At 67.5% G+C, this 16,079-nt stretch carries 15 protein-coding genes and 2 pseudogenes; 9 read left to right on the top strand and 8 right to left on the bottom strand.

Features of this window, described 5'->3' with window-relative positions:
• Window positions 1-240: hypothetical protein (locus tag K789_RS26115; protein ID WP_237739545.1), on the top strand; the 240-nt coding region annotated here is incomplete at its 5' end.
• A gap of 35 nt (window positions 241-275) precedes the next feature.
• Here K789_RS26115 and K789_RS0107075 read toward each other — a convergent pair.
• From K789_RS0107075 to K789_RS0107060, 4 genes are read right to left on the bottom strand one after another with little or no spacing between them, the layout of a single operon-like run.
• Window positions 276-1,049, bottom strand: a complete 774-nt coding sequence (locus K789_RS0107075; protein ID WP_024366153.1) for an ABC transporter ATP-binding protein — start codon at window positions 1,047-1,049, stop codon at window positions 276-278.
• On the bottom strand, window positions 1,046-2,158 hold the full coding sequence (locus K789_RS0107070; protein WP_024366152.1) for an ABC transporter ATP-binding protein: 1,113 nt from the start codon (window positions 2,156-2,158) through the stop codon (window positions 1,046-1,048). Before K789_RS0107070 ends, K789_RS0107075 begins: the two co-directional genes overlap by 4 nt.
• Window positions 2,155-3,123, bottom strand: a complete 969-nt coding sequence (locus K789_RS0107065) for a branched-chain amino acid ABC transporter permease (protein ID WP_024366151.1) — start codon at window positions 3,121-3,123, stop codon at window positions 2,155-2,157. Before K789_RS0107065 ends, K789_RS0107070 begins: the two co-directional genes overlap by 4 nt.
• A 9-nt stretch (window positions 3,124-3,132) precedes the next feature.
• Window positions 3,133-4,416 carry a branched-chain amino acid ABC transporter permease gene (locus K789_RS0107060; protein ID WP_024366150.1) on the bottom strand — a complete coding sequence of 428 codons (1,284 nt, stop codon included), beginning with the start codon at window positions 4,414-4,416 and terminating at the stop codon, window positions 3,133-3,135.
• Window positions 4,417-4,934: 518 nt separating this feature from the next.
• On the opposite strand from K789_RS0107060, the gene K789_RS0107055 reads away from it, so the two are divergent.
• The gene (locus K789_RS0107055; RefSeq protein WP_024366149.1) at window positions 4,935-5,843 is read left to right on the top strand and encodes a Bax inhibitor-1/YccA family membrane protein; all 909 of its coding nucleotides are present in this window, start codon (window positions 4,935-4,937) and stop codon (window positions 5,841-5,843) included.
• A 108-nt stretch (window positions 5,844-5,951) separates the two neighbouring features.
• On the opposite strand, the gene K789_RS0107050 is transcribed toward K789_RS0107055, so the two are convergent.
• Together K789_RS0107050 and galK are read right to left on the bottom strand one after the other, a co-directional pair.
• Window positions 5,952-7,190 carry an acetyl-CoA C-acetyltransferase gene (locus K789_RS0107050; RefSeq protein ID WP_024366148.1) on the bottom strand — a complete coding sequence of 413 codons (1,239 nt, stop codon included), beginning with the start codon at window positions 7,188-7,190 and terminating at the stop codon, window positions 5,952-5,954.
• Window positions 7,191-7,210: 20 nt separating this feature from the next.
• Window positions 7,211-8,371, bottom strand: a pseudogene (galK, locus tag K789_RS22530) (galactokinase).
• A gap of 85 nt (window positions 8,372-8,456) precedes the next feature.
• Between galK and K789_RS0107040 the strand changes: the two are divergent.
• From K789_RS0107040 to K789_RS0107025, 4 genes and pseudogenes are all read left to right on the top strand, one after another.
• Window positions 8,457-9,425, top strand: coding sequence for an aldose 1-epimerase family protein (locus K789_RS0107040; protein WP_051180943.1), 969 nt, complete (start codon window positions 8,457-8,459; stop codon window positions 9,423-9,425).
• Window positions 9,426-9,486: 61 nt separating this feature from the next.
• Window positions 9,487-10,784, top strand: a pseudogene (locus tag K789_RS22525) (AI-2E family transporter).
• 21 nt (window positions 10,785-10,805) lie between these two features.
• Complete coding sequence (gene ilvA, locus K789_RS0107030; protein WP_024366146.1) at window positions 10,806-12,044, top strand: threonine ammonia-lyase; 1,239 nt, start codon at window positions 10,806-10,808, stop codon at window positions 12,042-12,044.
• A 9-nt stretch (window positions 12,045-12,053) separates the two neighbouring features.
• Entirely contained in the window at window positions 12,054-12,677 is a 624-nt protein-coding gene (locus tag K789_RS0107025) for a rhomboid family intramembrane serine protease (RefSeq protein ID WP_416352792.1), read from the top strand.
• Between the two features lie 183 nt (window positions 12,678-12,860).
• Here K789_RS0107025 and greA read toward each other — a convergent pair whose 3' ends face one another.
• Together greA and K789_RS0107015 are read right to left on the bottom strand one after the other, a co-directional pair.
• A complete protein-coding gene (gene greA / locus K789_RS0107020) occupies window positions 12,861-13,355 on the bottom strand; it encodes a transcription elongation factor GreA (protein WP_024366144.1) in 495 nt (164 codons plus the stop codon).
• 181 nt (window positions 13,356-13,536) lie between these two features.
• Window positions 13,537-13,995, bottom strand: coding sequence for a DUF4307 domain-containing protein (locus tag K789_RS0107015; protein WP_024366143.1), 459 nt, complete (start codon window positions 13,993-13,995; stop codon window positions 13,537-13,539).
• 121 nt (window positions 13,996-14,116) lie between these two features.
• Here K789_RS0107015 and mca point away from each other — a divergent pair, with 121 nt between their 5' ends.
• The 3 genes from mca to K789_RS0107000 all read left to right on the top strand — a co-directional run.
• On the top strand, window positions 14,117-15,022 hold the full coding sequence (gene mca, locus K789_RS0107010; RefSeq protein WP_024366142.1) for a mycothiol conjugate amidase Mca: 906 nt from the start codon (window positions 14,117-14,119) through the stop codon (window positions 15,020-15,022).
• 111 nt (window positions 15,023-15,133) lie between these two features.
• On the top strand, window positions 15,134-15,466 hold the full coding sequence (locus K789_RS0107005; protein ID WP_024366141.1) for a hypothetical protein: 333 nt from the start codon (window positions 15,134-15,136) through the stop codon (window positions 15,464-15,466).
• A partial coding sequence (locus tag K789_RS0107000) for a thioredoxin domain-containing protein (protein ID WP_192815740.1) occupies window positions 15,447-16,079 on the top strand: 633 nt, incomplete at its 3' end. The genes K789_RS0107005 and K789_RS0107000, both read left to right, overlap by 20 nt.

The following is a 16,079-nucleotide window of genomic DNA, read 5'->3' as shown; positions in this document are numbered from 1 at the left end:
CAGGCGGGCAGCGCCCCAGCTACGCGTCACGCACAGCAGGCTCTTGCCGGGCCGACGAACGCCCGCCCCCGGGAATTCGAGGGCACAGGAGGACAGCCCGCCCAAAACCCCGCACTGGGTGACACCGTCGTCGTTCGGCCGGGGGAGCGTGCGGCTGCGGAGGCGCCCGGACGGTTGCCGCACGCGCTGACACGCACCGGCGCACGCCGGGCGCGCAGAAGGGCCGCCACCGGCTGGTGACGGCCCTTCTGCTGCTGGTGTGGAGCTGGGGGGAACTACTCGACGGTGTCGGCGAGGGTGCCCAGGTAGAGCTGGATGACCTTGGGGTCCTTCATGAGCTCCCGGCCGGTGCCGGTGTACGCGTCCTTGCCCTGGTCCAGGACATAACCGCGGTCACAGATCTGCAGGCAGCGCCTGGCGTTCTGCTCGACCATGATGACCGAGACGCCCGCGCGGTTGATCTCGTGGACCCGGAGGAAGGTCTCGTCCTGCTTGACAGGGGAGAGGCCTGCGGAGGGCTCGTCGAGCAGCAGCACGGCGGGGTCCATCATGAGGGCCCGCCCCATCGCAACCATCTGGCGTTCGCCGCCGGAAAGCGATCCCGCGCGCTGGGCGCGCCGCTTGCCGAGTTCCGGGAACAGGCCCGTAACGAAGTCGAAACGCTCGGCGAAGTCCTTGGGGCGCTGGAACATGCCCATCTGGAGGTTCTCTTCGATGGTCAGCGCCGCAAACACGTTGTTGTTCTGGGGCACAAAGCCGATGCCCCGGCTGACCAGCTTGTTGGCCTTGAGCCCGGTGATGTCCTGGCCGCGGACCACCACGGAACCCGAGTGGACCTTGACCAGGCCGAACATTGCCTTCAGGAGCGTGGACTTGCCGGCGCCGTTGGGGCCAATGATGCCGATCAGCTCGCCCTTGCGGGCCTCGATGCTGCAGCCGTTGAGGATGTTGACGCCGGGGATGTAGCCCGCCACCAGGTCGGTGACCTTGACGACCGAATCCTCATCGTGCACGGGCTGAGCGGCGGGTGCCGCGCTGGTGGCGCTCATTCTGTGTCCTTCTCTGTGCGGTCCGGCTGCTCTGGGCTGTGCGGCTGATCGCGGCGGGTCGGCTCATCGGCGCTGCGCCTGCCGCGCGCCAGTCCGTTGCTGTCCGGGCCCGCCGACTTGTCCGTTTCCGCTGCGACGACGTCGAGCGAGATGATGCCGGCGTTTTCGGTGCCGACAATCGACTCCTCGTCGGCCACGAGTTCGGCCGCGAGTTCCTTGATGCCTTCCGAGTCTCCGAGGTCCACGTCGTGGTGGGCGCCCAGGTAGGCGTCAATCACGGCGGGGTTCTTCATGACCTCGGCAGGAGGGCCTTCGGCCACGATCTTGCCCTCGGCCATCACAACAACCCAGTCGGCGATGTGCCGGACCATGTGCATGTCGTGTTCGACGAACAACACGGTCATGCCCTCGGCCTTGAGGTTCTTGATGTGGTCCAGCAGCGACTGGGTCAGCGCGGGGTTGACTCCGGCCATCGGCTCGTCGAGCATCACGAGCTTGGGCCGCACCATCAGGGAGCGGGCCATTTCCAGGAGCTTCCGCTGGCCGCCGGAGAGGGACGCCGCATAGTCGTCCTTCTTGGCATCCAGCTTGAACTTCTCCAGCAGCACATTGGCGTCTGCGGTGATCTTCTTTTCCTGGCCGCCCCAGATGCCTTTGAACAGGGCCTTGGAGAGCCGCTCGCCGGACTGGTTCGAGGCGCCGAGACGCATGTTTTCCATCACCGTGAGCTTGCCCATGACTTTGGTCAGCTGGAAGGTGCGGACCATGCCCATGCGGGCCACCTTGTAGGAGGAGACCCCGGCCAGGCTGTTGCCTTCGAACTGCCACTTGCCCGTGTTGGGTGTGTCGAAACCCGTGAGCAGGTTGAACAACGTGGTCTTGCCGGCCCCGTTGGGGCCGATCAGCGCCGTGATCTTGTGCCGGGGGATCTCGAGGTACTCGACGTCGACGGCGTTGATTCCGCCGAAGCTGCGGGTGACGTTTTCCGCCACCACGATCGGATCGCGCTTTTTGCAGCCGGGGGAAATCTCCCCGGCTGCGATCGGACGCGTATCCGTCATGTAGTCAATTTCTTCCGCTGTGCGGGGTTCTTCGCTTTGCGTGCTCATGCGAACGCCAGCTCCTTCTTATTGCCGAGGACGCCCTGGGGCCTGAAGATCATCAGCAGCATCAGTGCGACGCCCACCAGGATGTAACGCAGCTGGCCGGCCTGGACAGTGTTCAGCCAGGTCACGGCGCCGGATTCGATAAGGCCGTACAGGATGCCTTGGGTGAGGGACAGCACGACCCAGAAGATCATGGCGCCGATGACCGGCCCCAGTACCGTGCCCAGGCCGCCGAGCAGCAGGCAGGTGTAGAGGAAGAACGTCAGCTCGGTGCCGTAGTTGGCCGGCTGCACCGCGCCGCGGGGGAGGGTGAAGATCATGCCTGCGAGGGCGCCGAGGACGCCGCCGATGATCAGGGCCTGCATCTTGTAGGCGTACACGTTCTTGCCGAGCGAGCGGACGGCGTTCTCGTCCTCGCGGATGCCCTTGAGGACACGCCCCCAGGGGCTGCGCATCAGCAGCCACACGAGGGTGCAGAGCAGGGCCACGACCGCCCAGGCGACTATCCGGATGAAGAAGTCCCGGTTGTTCATTCCCATGTAGGAGCCCGGGGGGAACGGGTTCATGGCATAGAAATCGCCCTCGAACGCGGCGAGGCCGTTGGCCGAACCGGTGACGGCGGTCAGCTGGTTGGTCGTGACGATGTAGCGCACGATTTCCGCCGCCGCGATCGTAACGATGGCGAGGTAGTCGGCCCGCAGCCGGAGGGTTGGAATGCCGAGCAGCAAGGCGAAGATGGCCGAGCAGACCACGGCGATGAGCAGGCCGACGAAGAACGGCACGCCGAACGTCAGGGTGGAGATGGCGAAGCCATAGGCACCCACCGCCATGAAGCCGGCCTGGCCGAAGTTGAGCAGGCCGGAGTAGCCGAAGTGAACCGCAAGGCCGAGGGTGGCGAGGGCGTAGGCCGCCGTCGTCGGGCTGAACAGTTCACCGGCAGCGCTGGAAAATATGAATCCGAAGTCCATGGCTGTCTCCTAACCCACGCGCTCGCGCCGGCCCAAGATGCCTTGGGGCCGGAACAGAAGGACAATAATCATGATGAACAGTGCTCCCACGTATTTGAGGTCTGCAGCGAGGCCGAACACGGTGGTCAGCTCCACGAAAATACCGACGATGATGGATCCGATCAGGGCACCCCATACTGTGCCGAGGCCGCCCAGGGTGACGCCGGCAAAGATGAGAAGCAGGATCTGCGATCCCATGTCGAAGGTGACGCCGGGCCGGTAGTACGCCCACAGGATTCCGCCGAGGGAGGCCAGCATGCCGCCGGTGACCCAGACAATCCGGATGACGGAGTCGACGTCGATGCCCGAGGCGGCAGCCAGCGCCGGGTTGTCGGCGACCGCGCGGGTGGCTTTGCCGAGCCGGGTCTTGAGCAGGACGATGCCGAGGATGGCGATGACGACAGCGCTGATCACGAGGGACCAGAGGTTGTTGGGGGAAATGGAGATCGGGCCGAGCTGGATTTCCGCGCTCTGGGCGAAGGGCAGCTGCTGGGTGGCGCCGCCGAAGAAGAACTGGATGACGTAGCGCACGGCCAGGGCGAGGCCGATGCTGACGATCATCATCGGAACCAGGCCGGTGCCGCGGCGCCGGAGCGGTTTCCACAGGCCGGCGTCCTGGACATAGCCGAATAGACCGCCGCCGAGCAGCGCGAGCAGGATGGCCAGCCAGAACGGGAGGTTCATGGCATTGAAGGCGAACACCAGGACGGCGCCGAGGGTGACCATTTCACCGTGGGCGAAGTTGGTCAGGCCGGTGGTACCGAAGATCAGCGAGAGCCCCACCGAGGCCAGGGCCAGCAGCAGGCCGAAACTCAGGCCCGCCACGAGGCGGTTGATCAGGTTCTGCCCGAAGTCCTGCTGCTGGACGACGATGCCCTTGCCGAAGGCGAAGATCACCGAAAGGTTGGAGGTTTGGCTGAACGTGACCTGGCGGGGGTTTTCCTGGCCGTCGGCGAGCTTGATGCCCTCCGGGAGCGTGGATTCGTCTAGCTTGACTTCGTAGGTTCCCTGGGTGGGTACCCCGATGGTCCAGGATCCGTTGGCGCCGGATTTGGCCGTTCCGGTGAAGTCGCCGCTCTTGGCGGTGATGGTGACGCCAGCGATCGGCGCGCGGTCGTCGCCGCGCAGGAAGCCGCTGATGCTGTTCTGGAACGATGTTGCCGACGGGGATGGTGTCGGCGAGGGGCTCGTGGCCTGGGATGCCGGCGCGACGATCAGCAGTAGCGCGGCCACGGCGGCAAAAACAGCCCCCACAGCTTTCAGCAGTCTGCCGCGCCGTCTCTGCGACAGGCCTCTCGGTGTGCTTCTCAAAATGAAACCTCCACATGGGGGTGGTGTGGGTTGCGCCATTGCAACCGCTGCGAACAGTCCGGGTGACGGGGTCGTACCTGATGCGATGCGGTGGTGAAGTACTGCTTGTGATATCCGTCACCCTGTTTGGCCCATGTTACAGCCCGCTCGGGGCAATGAATGCCGTCGCGAGCAGGCAGAATGTCGCGATCGGATAACAACCGTGAAGCGCAGGCGGCAGGGTGGTTTACCTGCCCTAAAGTAAACTTTTGTTGTTCCGGAGTATGCCTAAACAGTCGCCAGGCCCGGTCATGGTGCGGGCCTCGGTGACGGGGCGCAGAGGTCACGGTTGGGTTGCGGCCCGGACACCCCGGGAACTAACGCTGCCCGCCGGCTGTTGGAATTGGTAGCGTGTAGTAACAAGGCACGACCAGTTCACCACCGGACCATCACCCACCCCCTTTATATGGAGGACACCCGCAATGGCACTTGGCGGAAACCCAGTCTTCAACGGAAAGAACTTCCGTGGAGCAACCCAGGCACCGCCTGCCCCGCAGGCTTACGGACAGAACGCGTACGGCCAGACCCAATACGGCCAGGCCCAGTACGGCCAGACCCAGACCGGCTGGAACCCTGCCCAGCAGGGCATGACCCAGGACCAGCTCCAGGACATGTACAACCGGCCCGCCGCCGGCCCCGCCGACACGGGCCGCATGACCTACGACGATGTCATCATGAAGACCGCGGCCTGCCTCGGCGCCGTCGTCGTCGGTGCGGCCGTCACCCTCGTGGTGGCACCGGGCCTGGCGAACCTGCTGATGATCGTCGGTGCGCTGGGCGGTTTCGCCCTCGCCCTCGTCAACACCTTCAAGAAGCAGCCCTCACCGGCGCTGATCCTCGCCTACGCGGCGCTTGAGGGGCTTTTCCTCGGCGGCCTGACGCGCATCCTCGACGGCATGTTCCCGGGTGTCGGCCTGCAGGCCGTGATCGGCACACTCTCCGTGTTCGCCGTGACCCTGCTGCTCTTCCGGAGCGGCAAGGTCCGGGCCACGCCCAAGGCCATGCGCTTCTTTATGATCGCGACGATCGGTTACGCCGTCTTCGCGCTCATCAACATGGTCATGATGTGGACCGGCGTCGTCGATTCCCCGTTTGGCCTGCGCACCGAGGTGGAGATCTTCGGCATCCCGCTGGGTGTCTTCATCGGCGTGCTGGCGATCGGCCTCGCCGCCTTCTCCCTGATCATGGACTTCACCAGCATCGAAGCCGGAGTCCGCAGCGGTGCCCCGCAGCGCTTCTCCTGGACCGCGGCCTTTGGCCTCACGGTGACGCTGGTGTGGCTCTACGTGGAGATCATCCGCCTCCTGGCGATCCTGCGCGGCGACGAGTAAGAGCTTCAAGGCGCAGCCGGTCACTGACGACTAACCATGAGGAGCCCCGCCACCTGGCGGGGCTCCTCGTGTGTTCGCCGACGGTAGTCCGCCAGCGCCGGGAGCGGTTCAGCTCAGCCGCTCCAGCACCACGGCCATACCCTGGCCGCCGCCCACGCACAGCGTCGCCAGGCCGAGCGTCCCGTCGCGTTCCCGGAGGCCGTTGAGCAGCGTGGTGGTCATCCGGGCGCCGGTCATACCGAACGGATGCCCCAGGGCGATGGCGCCGCCGTGGACGTTGAGCCTGTCATGGTCGATCTCCAGTTCCCTGGCACTGGCGACAACCTGGACCGCGAAGGCCTCGTTGAGTTCCACGAGATCGATGTCCCCGATCCCGAGCCCGGCCAGGGCCAGGGCACGCCGGCTCGCCTCGACCGGGCCCATGCCCATGAGTTCGGGGGAGAGGGCGCTGACGCCGGTGGAGACAATCCGCGCGAGCGGCTCCAGCCCAAGTTCGCGCGCCCGCTCGGCACTCATCACGACGACGGCGGCCGCCCCGTCGTTCAGCGGGCAGGCATTGCCGGCCGTGACGGTGCCCTCGGCGCGGAAAACCGGCTGCAGGGCGTTGACGGCCTCAAAGGTGACACCGGCCCGTGGGGAGTCGTCCCGGTCGATCACCACGCCGTCCCTGCGGGTGTACGGCGTGATCTCGCGGGCGAAGAATCCGGACCCGATGGCTGCTTCGGCGCGGTTTTGGCTCAGCACCGCCCACGCGTCCTGGTCTGCCCGGCTGATGCCGAAACTGGTCGCAACGTTTTCCGCGGTCTGGCCCATGGCGATGTAAATATCCGGCATCCGGCCGCCCAGCCGCGGATCCGTCCACGGAGTATTGGACGCTGCCCGGGCCGCGGTGCGCTGCCGGGCGGCGTCAAAGGCAGGGTTGTGGGTGCTGGCGTCCGTCTCCCCGGCGCCAGCCCAGTCGCGGTAGCGGGACACGGCTTCGACCCCGGCGGCTACAAACGCGTGGCCTTCGCCGGCCCTGATGGCGTGGAAGGCCATCCGGAGGGTTTGCAGGCTGGAGGCACAGAAGCGGTTGATCGTGGCGCCCGGGACGTTGTCCAGCCCGGCCAGGATGGTGACCACCCTGGCCATATTGGAGCCTGCTTCGCCGCTGGGCTCGGCACAGCCCAGGTAGAGGTCGTCCAGGCCGCGGCCGGCGGTGTCCGCCGCGTCGAACGACGGAATCCGGGCCAGCGCCGCGGCCACCATGGCGGCCGCGAGATCGTCGGGCCGTTCATCCTTGAGCGAGCCTTTGAAAGCGCGTCCGATCGGGCTTCTGGCAGTGGCAACGATGACGGCGTCGGGCATGCGCCCAGCCTACGCTCCGGCTATGCCAGGCGCATGGCCCCGGCCGCGGGCCGGACGCTGAAGATGTCCGGTGCCGCGTACCCGGCCCCCGCGAAGGCGTGTTCGACGGCGGCACGCACCTGCTGCTCTGCCGACACGGGGGTGAGCGCGATCGCGGAGCCGCCGAAGCCGCCCCCGGTCATCCGGGCGCCGAGGGCTCCGGCAGCGCGGGCGGCTTCCACGGCGAGGTCCAGCTCGGGGCAGGAGATCTCGAAGTCGTCCCGCATTGAGGCGTGGGAAGCATCGAGCAGCGGCCCGATCGCCGCCGGCCCGGCGCCGCCGAGGAGCCCGACCGTCTGCAGGACCCGGTCATTCTCGGTGACCACGTGGCGCACCCGGCGGAACGTCTCCTGATCCAGCAGGCCGCCCGCCTCGTCGAGGTCGGCAATCCCGACGTCGCGCAGCGCCTTGACCCCAAGGACCTCGGCACCCAGCTCGCAGGACGCCCGCCGGGAGGCCTAGCCGCCACCGGCATGGGAATGCGACACCTTTGTGTCAATCACGAGCATCACCAGCCCGGCGCTTTCAGCGTCGAAGGGGACCAGCCGGATGCTCTGGTCCCGGCAGTCCAGGAAGAGGGCATGCCCGGCAGCCCCGCGCAGGGACGCGGACTGGTCCATGATGCCGGTGGGCGCGCCGACGAAGTCATTTTCCGCGCGCTGGGTGGCCAGCACCATGTCCCGGGCGTCCAGGCCCGCCGCAGCGAGCTCGTTGAGCGCGGAGATGACGGCGCATTCGATGGCATGGGAAGAGGACAGCCCGGCGCCGCGGGGAACATCGGAGTCCAGCAGGAGGTCCAGGCCGCGGACGGGGAGTCCGCGCTGCTGAAGCGCCCACAGGACACCGAGCGGGTACTTGGTCCACCCCCTCGCCGTGCCGCGGTCCAGGGACCCGGCATCCGCCGTCGTCAGTCCCTGGTTTCCGAACGTTGACAGCAGCCGGACGCGGGAGTCCGGGCGCAGGCGGACCGCGACCCGGGCTGCCCGGTCGATCGCAAACGGCAGCACAAAGCCCTCGTTGTAGTCGGTATGCTCACCGATCAGGTTGACGCGGCCGGGGGCCTGCCAGACGCCGTCCGGCGCCGCTCCGAAGACGGAATCGAACCTGTCAGCCAGCTGCCCGGCGCTGAGGGGGCGTGTCATGCCGTGCCGTCGGCGGCGGTCCGGGAAGTGCGGGTCATGGATCCACGGTATACGCCGCGGCGTGCGGCTGGGTACGGTGGTGTCCATGAACCTGCTGCCCCCTGTTTCCCCTCACCTTGACGGCCCCGGCCCGGACGCCGCCGCCCGGCGTTATGCCTCGGGCCGGCAGTACGAGCTGCGGCGCGGCGACGCGCTCGCCGTCGTCACTGAACTGGCCGCCGGGCTGAGGCTGTACAGCCGAGGAGGGACGCAGCTGACGGAAAGCTACGGGGACGCGGAGATATCGCCCGGCGCGGCCGGCATCACCCTGGCGCCGTGGGCGAACCGGGTGGAGGACGGCGTCTGGCACTTGAACGGCAGGAAGCAGCAGCTGGACATCACGGAGGTGTCCCGCAACAACGCCAGCCACGGGCTGCTGCGCAACGCCTCCTATGAGCTGGTCGACGAATCCGAATTCTCGGTCACCCTCGAAGCGGCCGTGTTCCCGCAGCACGGCTATCCCTTCCTGCTGCGTCACCGCGTGCGTTACGAACTGGCCGAGGACCTGGGCCTCGTGGTCCGGCAGGAGCTGATCAACGACTCCCAGGAGCCGGCCCCGTTCGTCCTTGGCGCCCACCCGTATCTCCGGCTGGGGGAGGTGCCCAGCGAGGAGCTGACCATCACCGTCCGTGCCGGCACGAGGCTCGTGACGGACGAGCGGCTGATCCCGCGCGCGACGGAACCGGCCAGCGGCGACTTCGACCTCCGCACCGGAAAGTCCGTGGCCGCACTGGATCTCGATTCCGCCTACACCGACCTGGAGTTCGACGCCGGCGTAGCCCGCCACACGCTGACCGCGCCGGACGGCCGGAGTGTGAGCCTCTGGCAGGACACGAACTGCGGCTACGTCCACGTTTTTGTCACTACCGAGTTCCCGGGCCGGACCAAGGCGGTGGCGATCGAGCCGATGACCGGCCCGGCCAATGCCTTCAACAGCGGCGACGGCCTCCGCTGGCTGGCTCCCGGGGAGCGGTTCGCCATGGCCTGGGGCATCAGCGCGTCCCTCGAACCGTGAGCGGGCACGGAGTTTCCCATCAGAGTTTCCCATCCGGGGAGTGCTGGTGAATCATGGGGCTATGACGCCAGCTGACGATCCCGCCCCGCGGGACCTCCCGTACGCCTCCCGACCTGCCGACAGCGTCGCCGACAGCGTCTCCGCACACGTGCGGACTGTCTCGGACCGGGAAATCGACCAGGACATCCCGTACGGCGTGCGGATCGCCGCGTCCTGGTCCTGGCGCCTTGGACTCATCATTCTCGTAGCGGGCGCCCTCGTGTGGCTGCTCAGCAGGGTCAGCTTCCTCCTCATTCCGGTGATGGTTGCCGCGCTGCTGGCCGGGCTGCTGGCACCGGTGAAGAACGGGCTCAGGAGGAACCGCGTCCCCAACGGGCTGGCCGTCGCCATCACCGTCCTGGGCTTCATCGGCGTGATTGGCGGGGCGCTGGCCCTCGTGGGGCGGCAGCTCGTGTCCGGCTTCTCCGAGTTGTGGAGCGAAGCGCTTGCCGGAGTCCAAAAAATCCAGGTCTGGCTCGCCGACGGACCCCTGCACCTGACGGCGGCCCAGATCGACCAGTACCTCAAGGACGCCACCGAAGCGCTGCAGAACAACAGCAGCAGCATCCTCAGCGGAGCACTGTCCTTCGGCAGCACCGCCGGGCATTTCGCGGCCGGCATGATCCTGGCGCTGTTTATCCTCATCTTCTTCCTGCTGGAAGGAGACCGCATCTGGGCCTTCCTGGTGCGGCTGCTGCCCAGGAAGGCCCGTNNCGTGCCGCGACGGACGGGGCCGGACGGGTGGGCTGGTCCTCGATGGTGAGCTACGCCCGGATCCAGATGTTCGTTGCCTTCGTGGACGCGGTCGGGATCGGCGTGGGGGCGGCAATCATCGGCGTGCCCCTCGCGCTGCCGCTGGGCGTGCTGGTGTTCCTGGGCTCCTTCATCCCGATCATCGGTGCCCTCGTGACCGGCGCCGTCGCCGTGCTCCTGGCCCTCGTCGCCAACGGGTGGGTGAATGCCCTGATCATGCTGGGGATTGTCCTGCTGGTCCAGCAGCTGGAGAGCCACATCCTCCAGCCGCTGGTCATGGGCAAGGCCGTCTCGCTGCACCCGGTGGCCGTCATCCTGGCCGTCGCCGCGGGTTCCTACCTCGCCGGCATCCCCGGAGCCCTGTTCTCCGTTCCCATCCTCGCCGTAGCAAACTCGTCGATTCGCTATATTGCCGGCAGAACGTGGGAACATGAAAGTGCGCCGGCCACCGCGGGCCGCCAGGACTTCCGTGCCCCTGAATCCGGCGCCGCCGACAACACCCTGAGGGACGCCCGCCTGCCGGGCGCAACCTCCAGCCACAGCGACGATGCCAGGTCCGAAGACTGAGCCGTAGAAGGAGACTAGTTCGTGAACACCCTTGAGAGCCTGCCCGTCACGCTGGACGATGTCCTGGAGGCGCAGAAGCTGCTCGACGGGATTATTACGCGGACCCCGGTTGAATCCTCGCGTGCCCTGGGCGCCATGGTCGGCGGTGAGGTCTTCCTCAAATGTGAGAACCTGCAGCGGGCAGGCTCCTTCAAAGTCCGTGGCGCCTACGTCCGGATGGCCAAGCTTTCCCCGGCGGAGAAGAAGCGCGGCGTTGTGGCGGCCTCGGCCGGCAACCATGCCCAGGGTGTGGCCGTCGCGGCCAAGAGCCTGGGCATCAAAGCCCGGATCTACATGCCGCTGGGTGTCGCACTGCCCAAACTCGCCGCGACCCGCAGCCACGGGGCCGAGGTCGTCCTGCACGGCCACAACGTGGACGAGGCCCTCGCCGAAGCGAAGCGCTACGCCGACGAGACCGGCGCCGTCTTCGTCCACCCCTTTGACGACGTCGACGTCGTCGCAGGCCAGGGCACCGTCGGGCTGGAAATCCTGGAACAGGTCCCGTACGTCGACACCATCCTGATGGGCGTCGGCGGCGGCGGGCTCCTGGCCGGAGTCGCCGTGGCCGTGAAATCCCGGGCCAAGGAACTGGGCCGGGAGATCCGGATCATCGGCGTCCAGGCCGAAAACGCGGCCGCGTACCCGCCGTCGCTCGCCGCGGACGCCCTCGTGCCGCTCAAGCGCGTCTCCACCATGGCGGACGGCATCGCCGTCGGCCGGCCCGGCCAGCTGCCGTTCAGCATCATCCGGGAACTCGTCGACGACGTCGTCACCGTCAGCGAGGACGCCCTGGCCCGGGCGCTCATCTTCCTGCTGGAACGCGCCAAGATGGTCGTCGAGCCCGCCGGCGCGGTGGGTGTCGCGGCGCTGATGGAGGGCAAGATCGAGAACCCGGGCACCGTCGCCGTGGTGCTCTCCGGCGGCAACATCGACCCGATGCTGATGCTCAAGGTCATCCAGCGCGGCCTCTCCGCTGCGGGCCGGTACATGACCGTTCGCATGATGCTGGACGACCGTCCCGGCTCGCTGGCCACGATCGCCCGGATCATCGCAGAGAACGACGCCAACGTGACGGGCCTGGACCACACCCGGGTGGGCGGCTCCATCAGCATGGGCGACGTATCCATCACCGTGAACCTGGAGACCAAAGGCCACGAGCACTGCGAGCAGGTCCTCGCGGCGCTCCGGGCCGAAGGTTTCCAGCCCATCGTGGTGCACTAGGGGACCATGATGCTGGACTCCACCCGGAACGGCAGGCCACGCGCCGGCGAGACCGCGGCGGGGCGCGCCCGCACGGGACTGCTGGTGGTGGGCTCGTTCGTGCTGGTGCTGTACGTCATCGAGATCATTAACGCCCTCATGCTGCATTCGCTCAACGGCACGTTCGGCCTGCGCCCGCGCAGCCCCGACGGGGTCCTGGACATCCTGACGTTCCCGCTGCTGCACGCCAACCTCGCGCACCTGTTCTCCAACACGCTTCCGTTGATCATCTTTGGTTTCCTGGTGCTGCTGTCCGGGCCGCGGGTGTTTTTCACCACCCTGGCCCTGAGCTGGCTGGCCTCGGGGGTGGTGGTGTGGCTGATCGGCGGTTTCAACATCACCGTCGGGGCGTCCGGACTGGTCTTCGGGCTCTTCGCGTTCCTGCTGGTGCGGGGCTTCTTCAACCGCAACTGGTGGCAGATCCTGCTCTCCGTGGTGCTGTTCCTGAGCTACGGCGGGATCCTGTTCGGAGTCCTGCCCACGGTGGCGGGCTTTGTGTCGTGGCAGGCGCACCTCGGCGGCGCCATCGGCGGAGTGACCGCAGCCCTGCTCCTGAGCTCACCGCGGGCAGGAACCCAGCTGGGCCGGCGATAACAGAGGCCGGGACCTGCTGGACTGGCCCGGCTTTCGGCAGCGCTCCCCAGACAGCCCCGCGAAACTGACGTGGCCCGGTCACAACCGGGCCAGTTCGGCCGGACGGGAGCCGCGGAACGCAGAAAGTCCCCGCCGTGGCAGGGACTTTCTGGTGGACCGCTGAGGCTGCGCCGCCGGCGGGTGTTAGCCGGCGTACGGCTTGGCAGAGATGATCTCCACCGTGATGACCTTGCCGTTCGGGGCGGTGTAGCTGAGCTTGTCGCCCTCCTTGTGGCCGACGATGGCCGCACCCAGGGGCGACTTCTCGCTGAAGACGTCCAGGTCCGAGTCGCCGGCGATTTCGCGTGAGCCGAGCAGGAAGGATTCCTCGTCACCGGCGATTTTGGCAACGACGATCATGCCGGGCTCGACGATTCCGTCGTCGGCCGGGGACTCGCCCACGTGGGCGTCCCGCAGCAGTGCGGTCAGCTGGCGGATGCGGGCTTCGATCTTGCCCTGCTCCTCTTTGGCCGCGTGGTAGCCGCCGTTTTCCTTGAGGTCGCCTTCCTGGCGCGCGGCTTCGATCTTCTGGACGATTTCCGCCCGGCCGGGGCCGGAGAGGTGGTCCAGCTCTGCCTTCAGGCGGTCAAAAGCTTCCTGGGTAAGCCAAGCTGCAGTTGCGCTGTTGGTGGTAGACACGGACTTCTCCTTATGGTCAAACAAGCAAAGACCCCGCCACGGTGGCCACTTTTGGGACTCAGTAACCAGCTCAGCGGGGGAAAGGTATTGATCCATTGTAGTCAATCCTGTGGATAAACCAAAGATGGCTGCGGCGTGGATCACACCGTGTTACTGCGCCCGGCCGGCTGCGGGGCACGGGCTATTTGCCGGCGTCGGGGATCCAGCAGCTGTCGACGACGCCGGACACCGCTTGGGACTCGGTGCGCACCGTCGCCCGGTGGGCGGTGGTGCGTCCGCCGTCGGTGCCGGCGTCGGCGGCGTTGGGGGTGATGTCCACGACTTTCCAGCCGACGACGGCGAACTTGGAATCCAGCGCCTTGACCGAACACTTGGCGGCGGTGGCGGGCTCCTTGGTGACCTGAAAATCCACCTCGGCCAGGGTGGCATCCGGCGTGCTGTAGCCGATGTCCTTGAAGGTGACGCTCTCCGTCGCGTTGGACGTTGAGATCCAGGCCATAAAGCCCATCCCGGCCGCGAGGGCAAGGATCAGGGCGGTGCGTTTGGCCTTGCCGCTCAGCGTCCGCTTCTGACCGCCGTAACGATTGGCTAGGCTGGGTGATGCCGGCGCGGGCGCGGCATGCTGATCCTTGGAAGTCACCATTCCAGTTTAGTGTGGATTGGGACGGGTATTCGCCGCGCCGCCGATCCGGCCTGCTGGGCCCGCCAAGAGTTCTGTGCCTGTAGATGAAACCTGTAGATGAAAGAGGAGCCGTCCCACGATGACAGCGTCCACCAGCCCGTCAGCGCCGCTTCGGCTGTTGGCTGTCCATGCTCATCCCGACGACGAATCCAGCAAGGGCGCCGCCACGATGGCGATGTACGCCGCAGCCGGCGTCGACGTCCTGGTGGCCACGTGCACGGACGGCTCGCGCGGCGATATCCAGAACCCGGCGATGGAAGGCGTGCCGCACCCCAAACGCGACATGGCCGGAGCGCGCAGGCTCGAGATGGAGCACGCCGCCGCGGTACTGGGCGTCCGCCAGCGCTGGCTTGGCTTCGTCGATTCGGGGCTGCCGGAAGGCGATCCGCTTCCGCCGCTGCCGGCAGGCTCCTTCGCGACACTGCCGCTGGAACGGGCGGCCGCCCCGCTGGTCCGGCTGGTCCGCAGCTTCAAACCGCAGGTCATCCTGGGCTACGACGAGAACGGCGGCTACCCGCACCCGGACCACATCATGGCGCACCGCGTCGCCGTCGAGGCCTTCGAAGCCGCGGGGGATCCCGCCCGCTACCCGGGAACCGGCGAGGCCTGGGCGCCGGGCAAGCTCTACTATGACCGGGCCTTCAGCCCCGAACGGTTCCGGGCCCTGCACTTTGCGCTGGAGGAATCCGGACTCCAGTCGCCCTACGCCGAGCGGATCGCCGCCTGGCTGGAAGCCGACGCGGAAGGCCACACCCCGCCGGCGCCGACCCACGCCACCACCACCCAGATCGAGTGCGGCGATTTCTTCGAGGCACGCGATAACGCACTCCGTGCACACCGCACCCAGGTGGACCCGGAGGGCTTCTTCTTCGCTGTCTCCCCGGCGATGCAGCGCCGCGTCTGGCCATGGGAGGACTACTCGCTGATCCAGTCCAGGGTCCCTGCCGAACTGCCTGAAAAGGACTTCTTCGCCGGGCTAAGATAGACCCAACAGGCCATTTCTATGACGCGTAGAAACGTCGTGGAATCAGTTCCAGCACAGCTCCGCAGCCAGCCCCGTCGGGCCGCCATTCAGCCCCCATAGAAGGTCCTCACCGTGCACTCCTTGCTCACCGCCCTGGCAACCACCCCGGCGCCCGCTCCCTCGCCGTCGCTCCGCGAGGGACTATCCCAGGACCAGGTGACGCCCGGCCTGCTGGGCTTCCTCCTGACCGCCTTCATCGTGGTGCTGACGGCCCTGCTGATTGTCGACATGGTGCGCCGCATCCGCCGCGTCCGCTACCGTGCCCAGGTGGAGGAAGAACGCGCGGCCGCCGCCGAGTCTTCCGTCCACGGGGGCGCTCCGCAGGCCACCGGGATCCAGGATTCGGCCGGCCAGCCCGGCACCGGTCCGGAAGCCAACGGCGAAGCTGGACCCGGAAACCGCTGACGGCGGTACCCCGCATTTCCCCGAGGCCGCCAACGCCTTGGGTGGAGAACCCTCTGCCTACCTCCGGCAGCACGCCGGGAACCCCGTGCACTGGCGGCCCTTCGGTGACGCGGCCTTCGCTTTCGCCGCGGCCCGCAACGTGACCGTCTTCCTCTCGGTCGGCTACGCGGCCTGCCACTGGTGCCACGTTATGGCCCGGGAATCCTTCGAAGACCGGAACACCGCGGACTTCCTGAACGCCAACTTTGTGGCCGTGAAGGTGGACCGCGAGGAGCGCTCCGACGTCGACGCCGTCTACATGGCCGCGACCCAGGCCATCAGTGGTGAAGGCGGCTGGCCGATGTCCGTCTTCCTGCTTCCCGAGGGGCGGGCCTTCCACGCCGGCACCTACTATCCGCCCCGGCCGCAGCCGGGCAGGCCCTCCTTCCGCCAGGTGCTGGGCGCCGTGGCCGATGCGTGGCGGGAGCGCCGCGACGCCGTGGAACAGAACGCCGACTCCCTGGCCCGCGGCCTCGCTGGAATTCCTGATCCGGCACGCCGCCGTTCCCCCGCGGGCTGTTTCCCCGCTGGCCGGGAAAGCCGAGACCCCGGCGCTGGCCCGGGAACTGGCGGG

Source organism: Arthrobacter sp. TB 26 (assembly GCF_000427315.1).
GTDB lineage: Bacteria > Actinomycetota > Actinomycetes > Actinomycetales > Micrococcaceae > Arthrobacter.
Note: the sequence above shows the minus strand (reverse complement) of the source record. Positions and strands in the feature narration are given on the sequence as shown.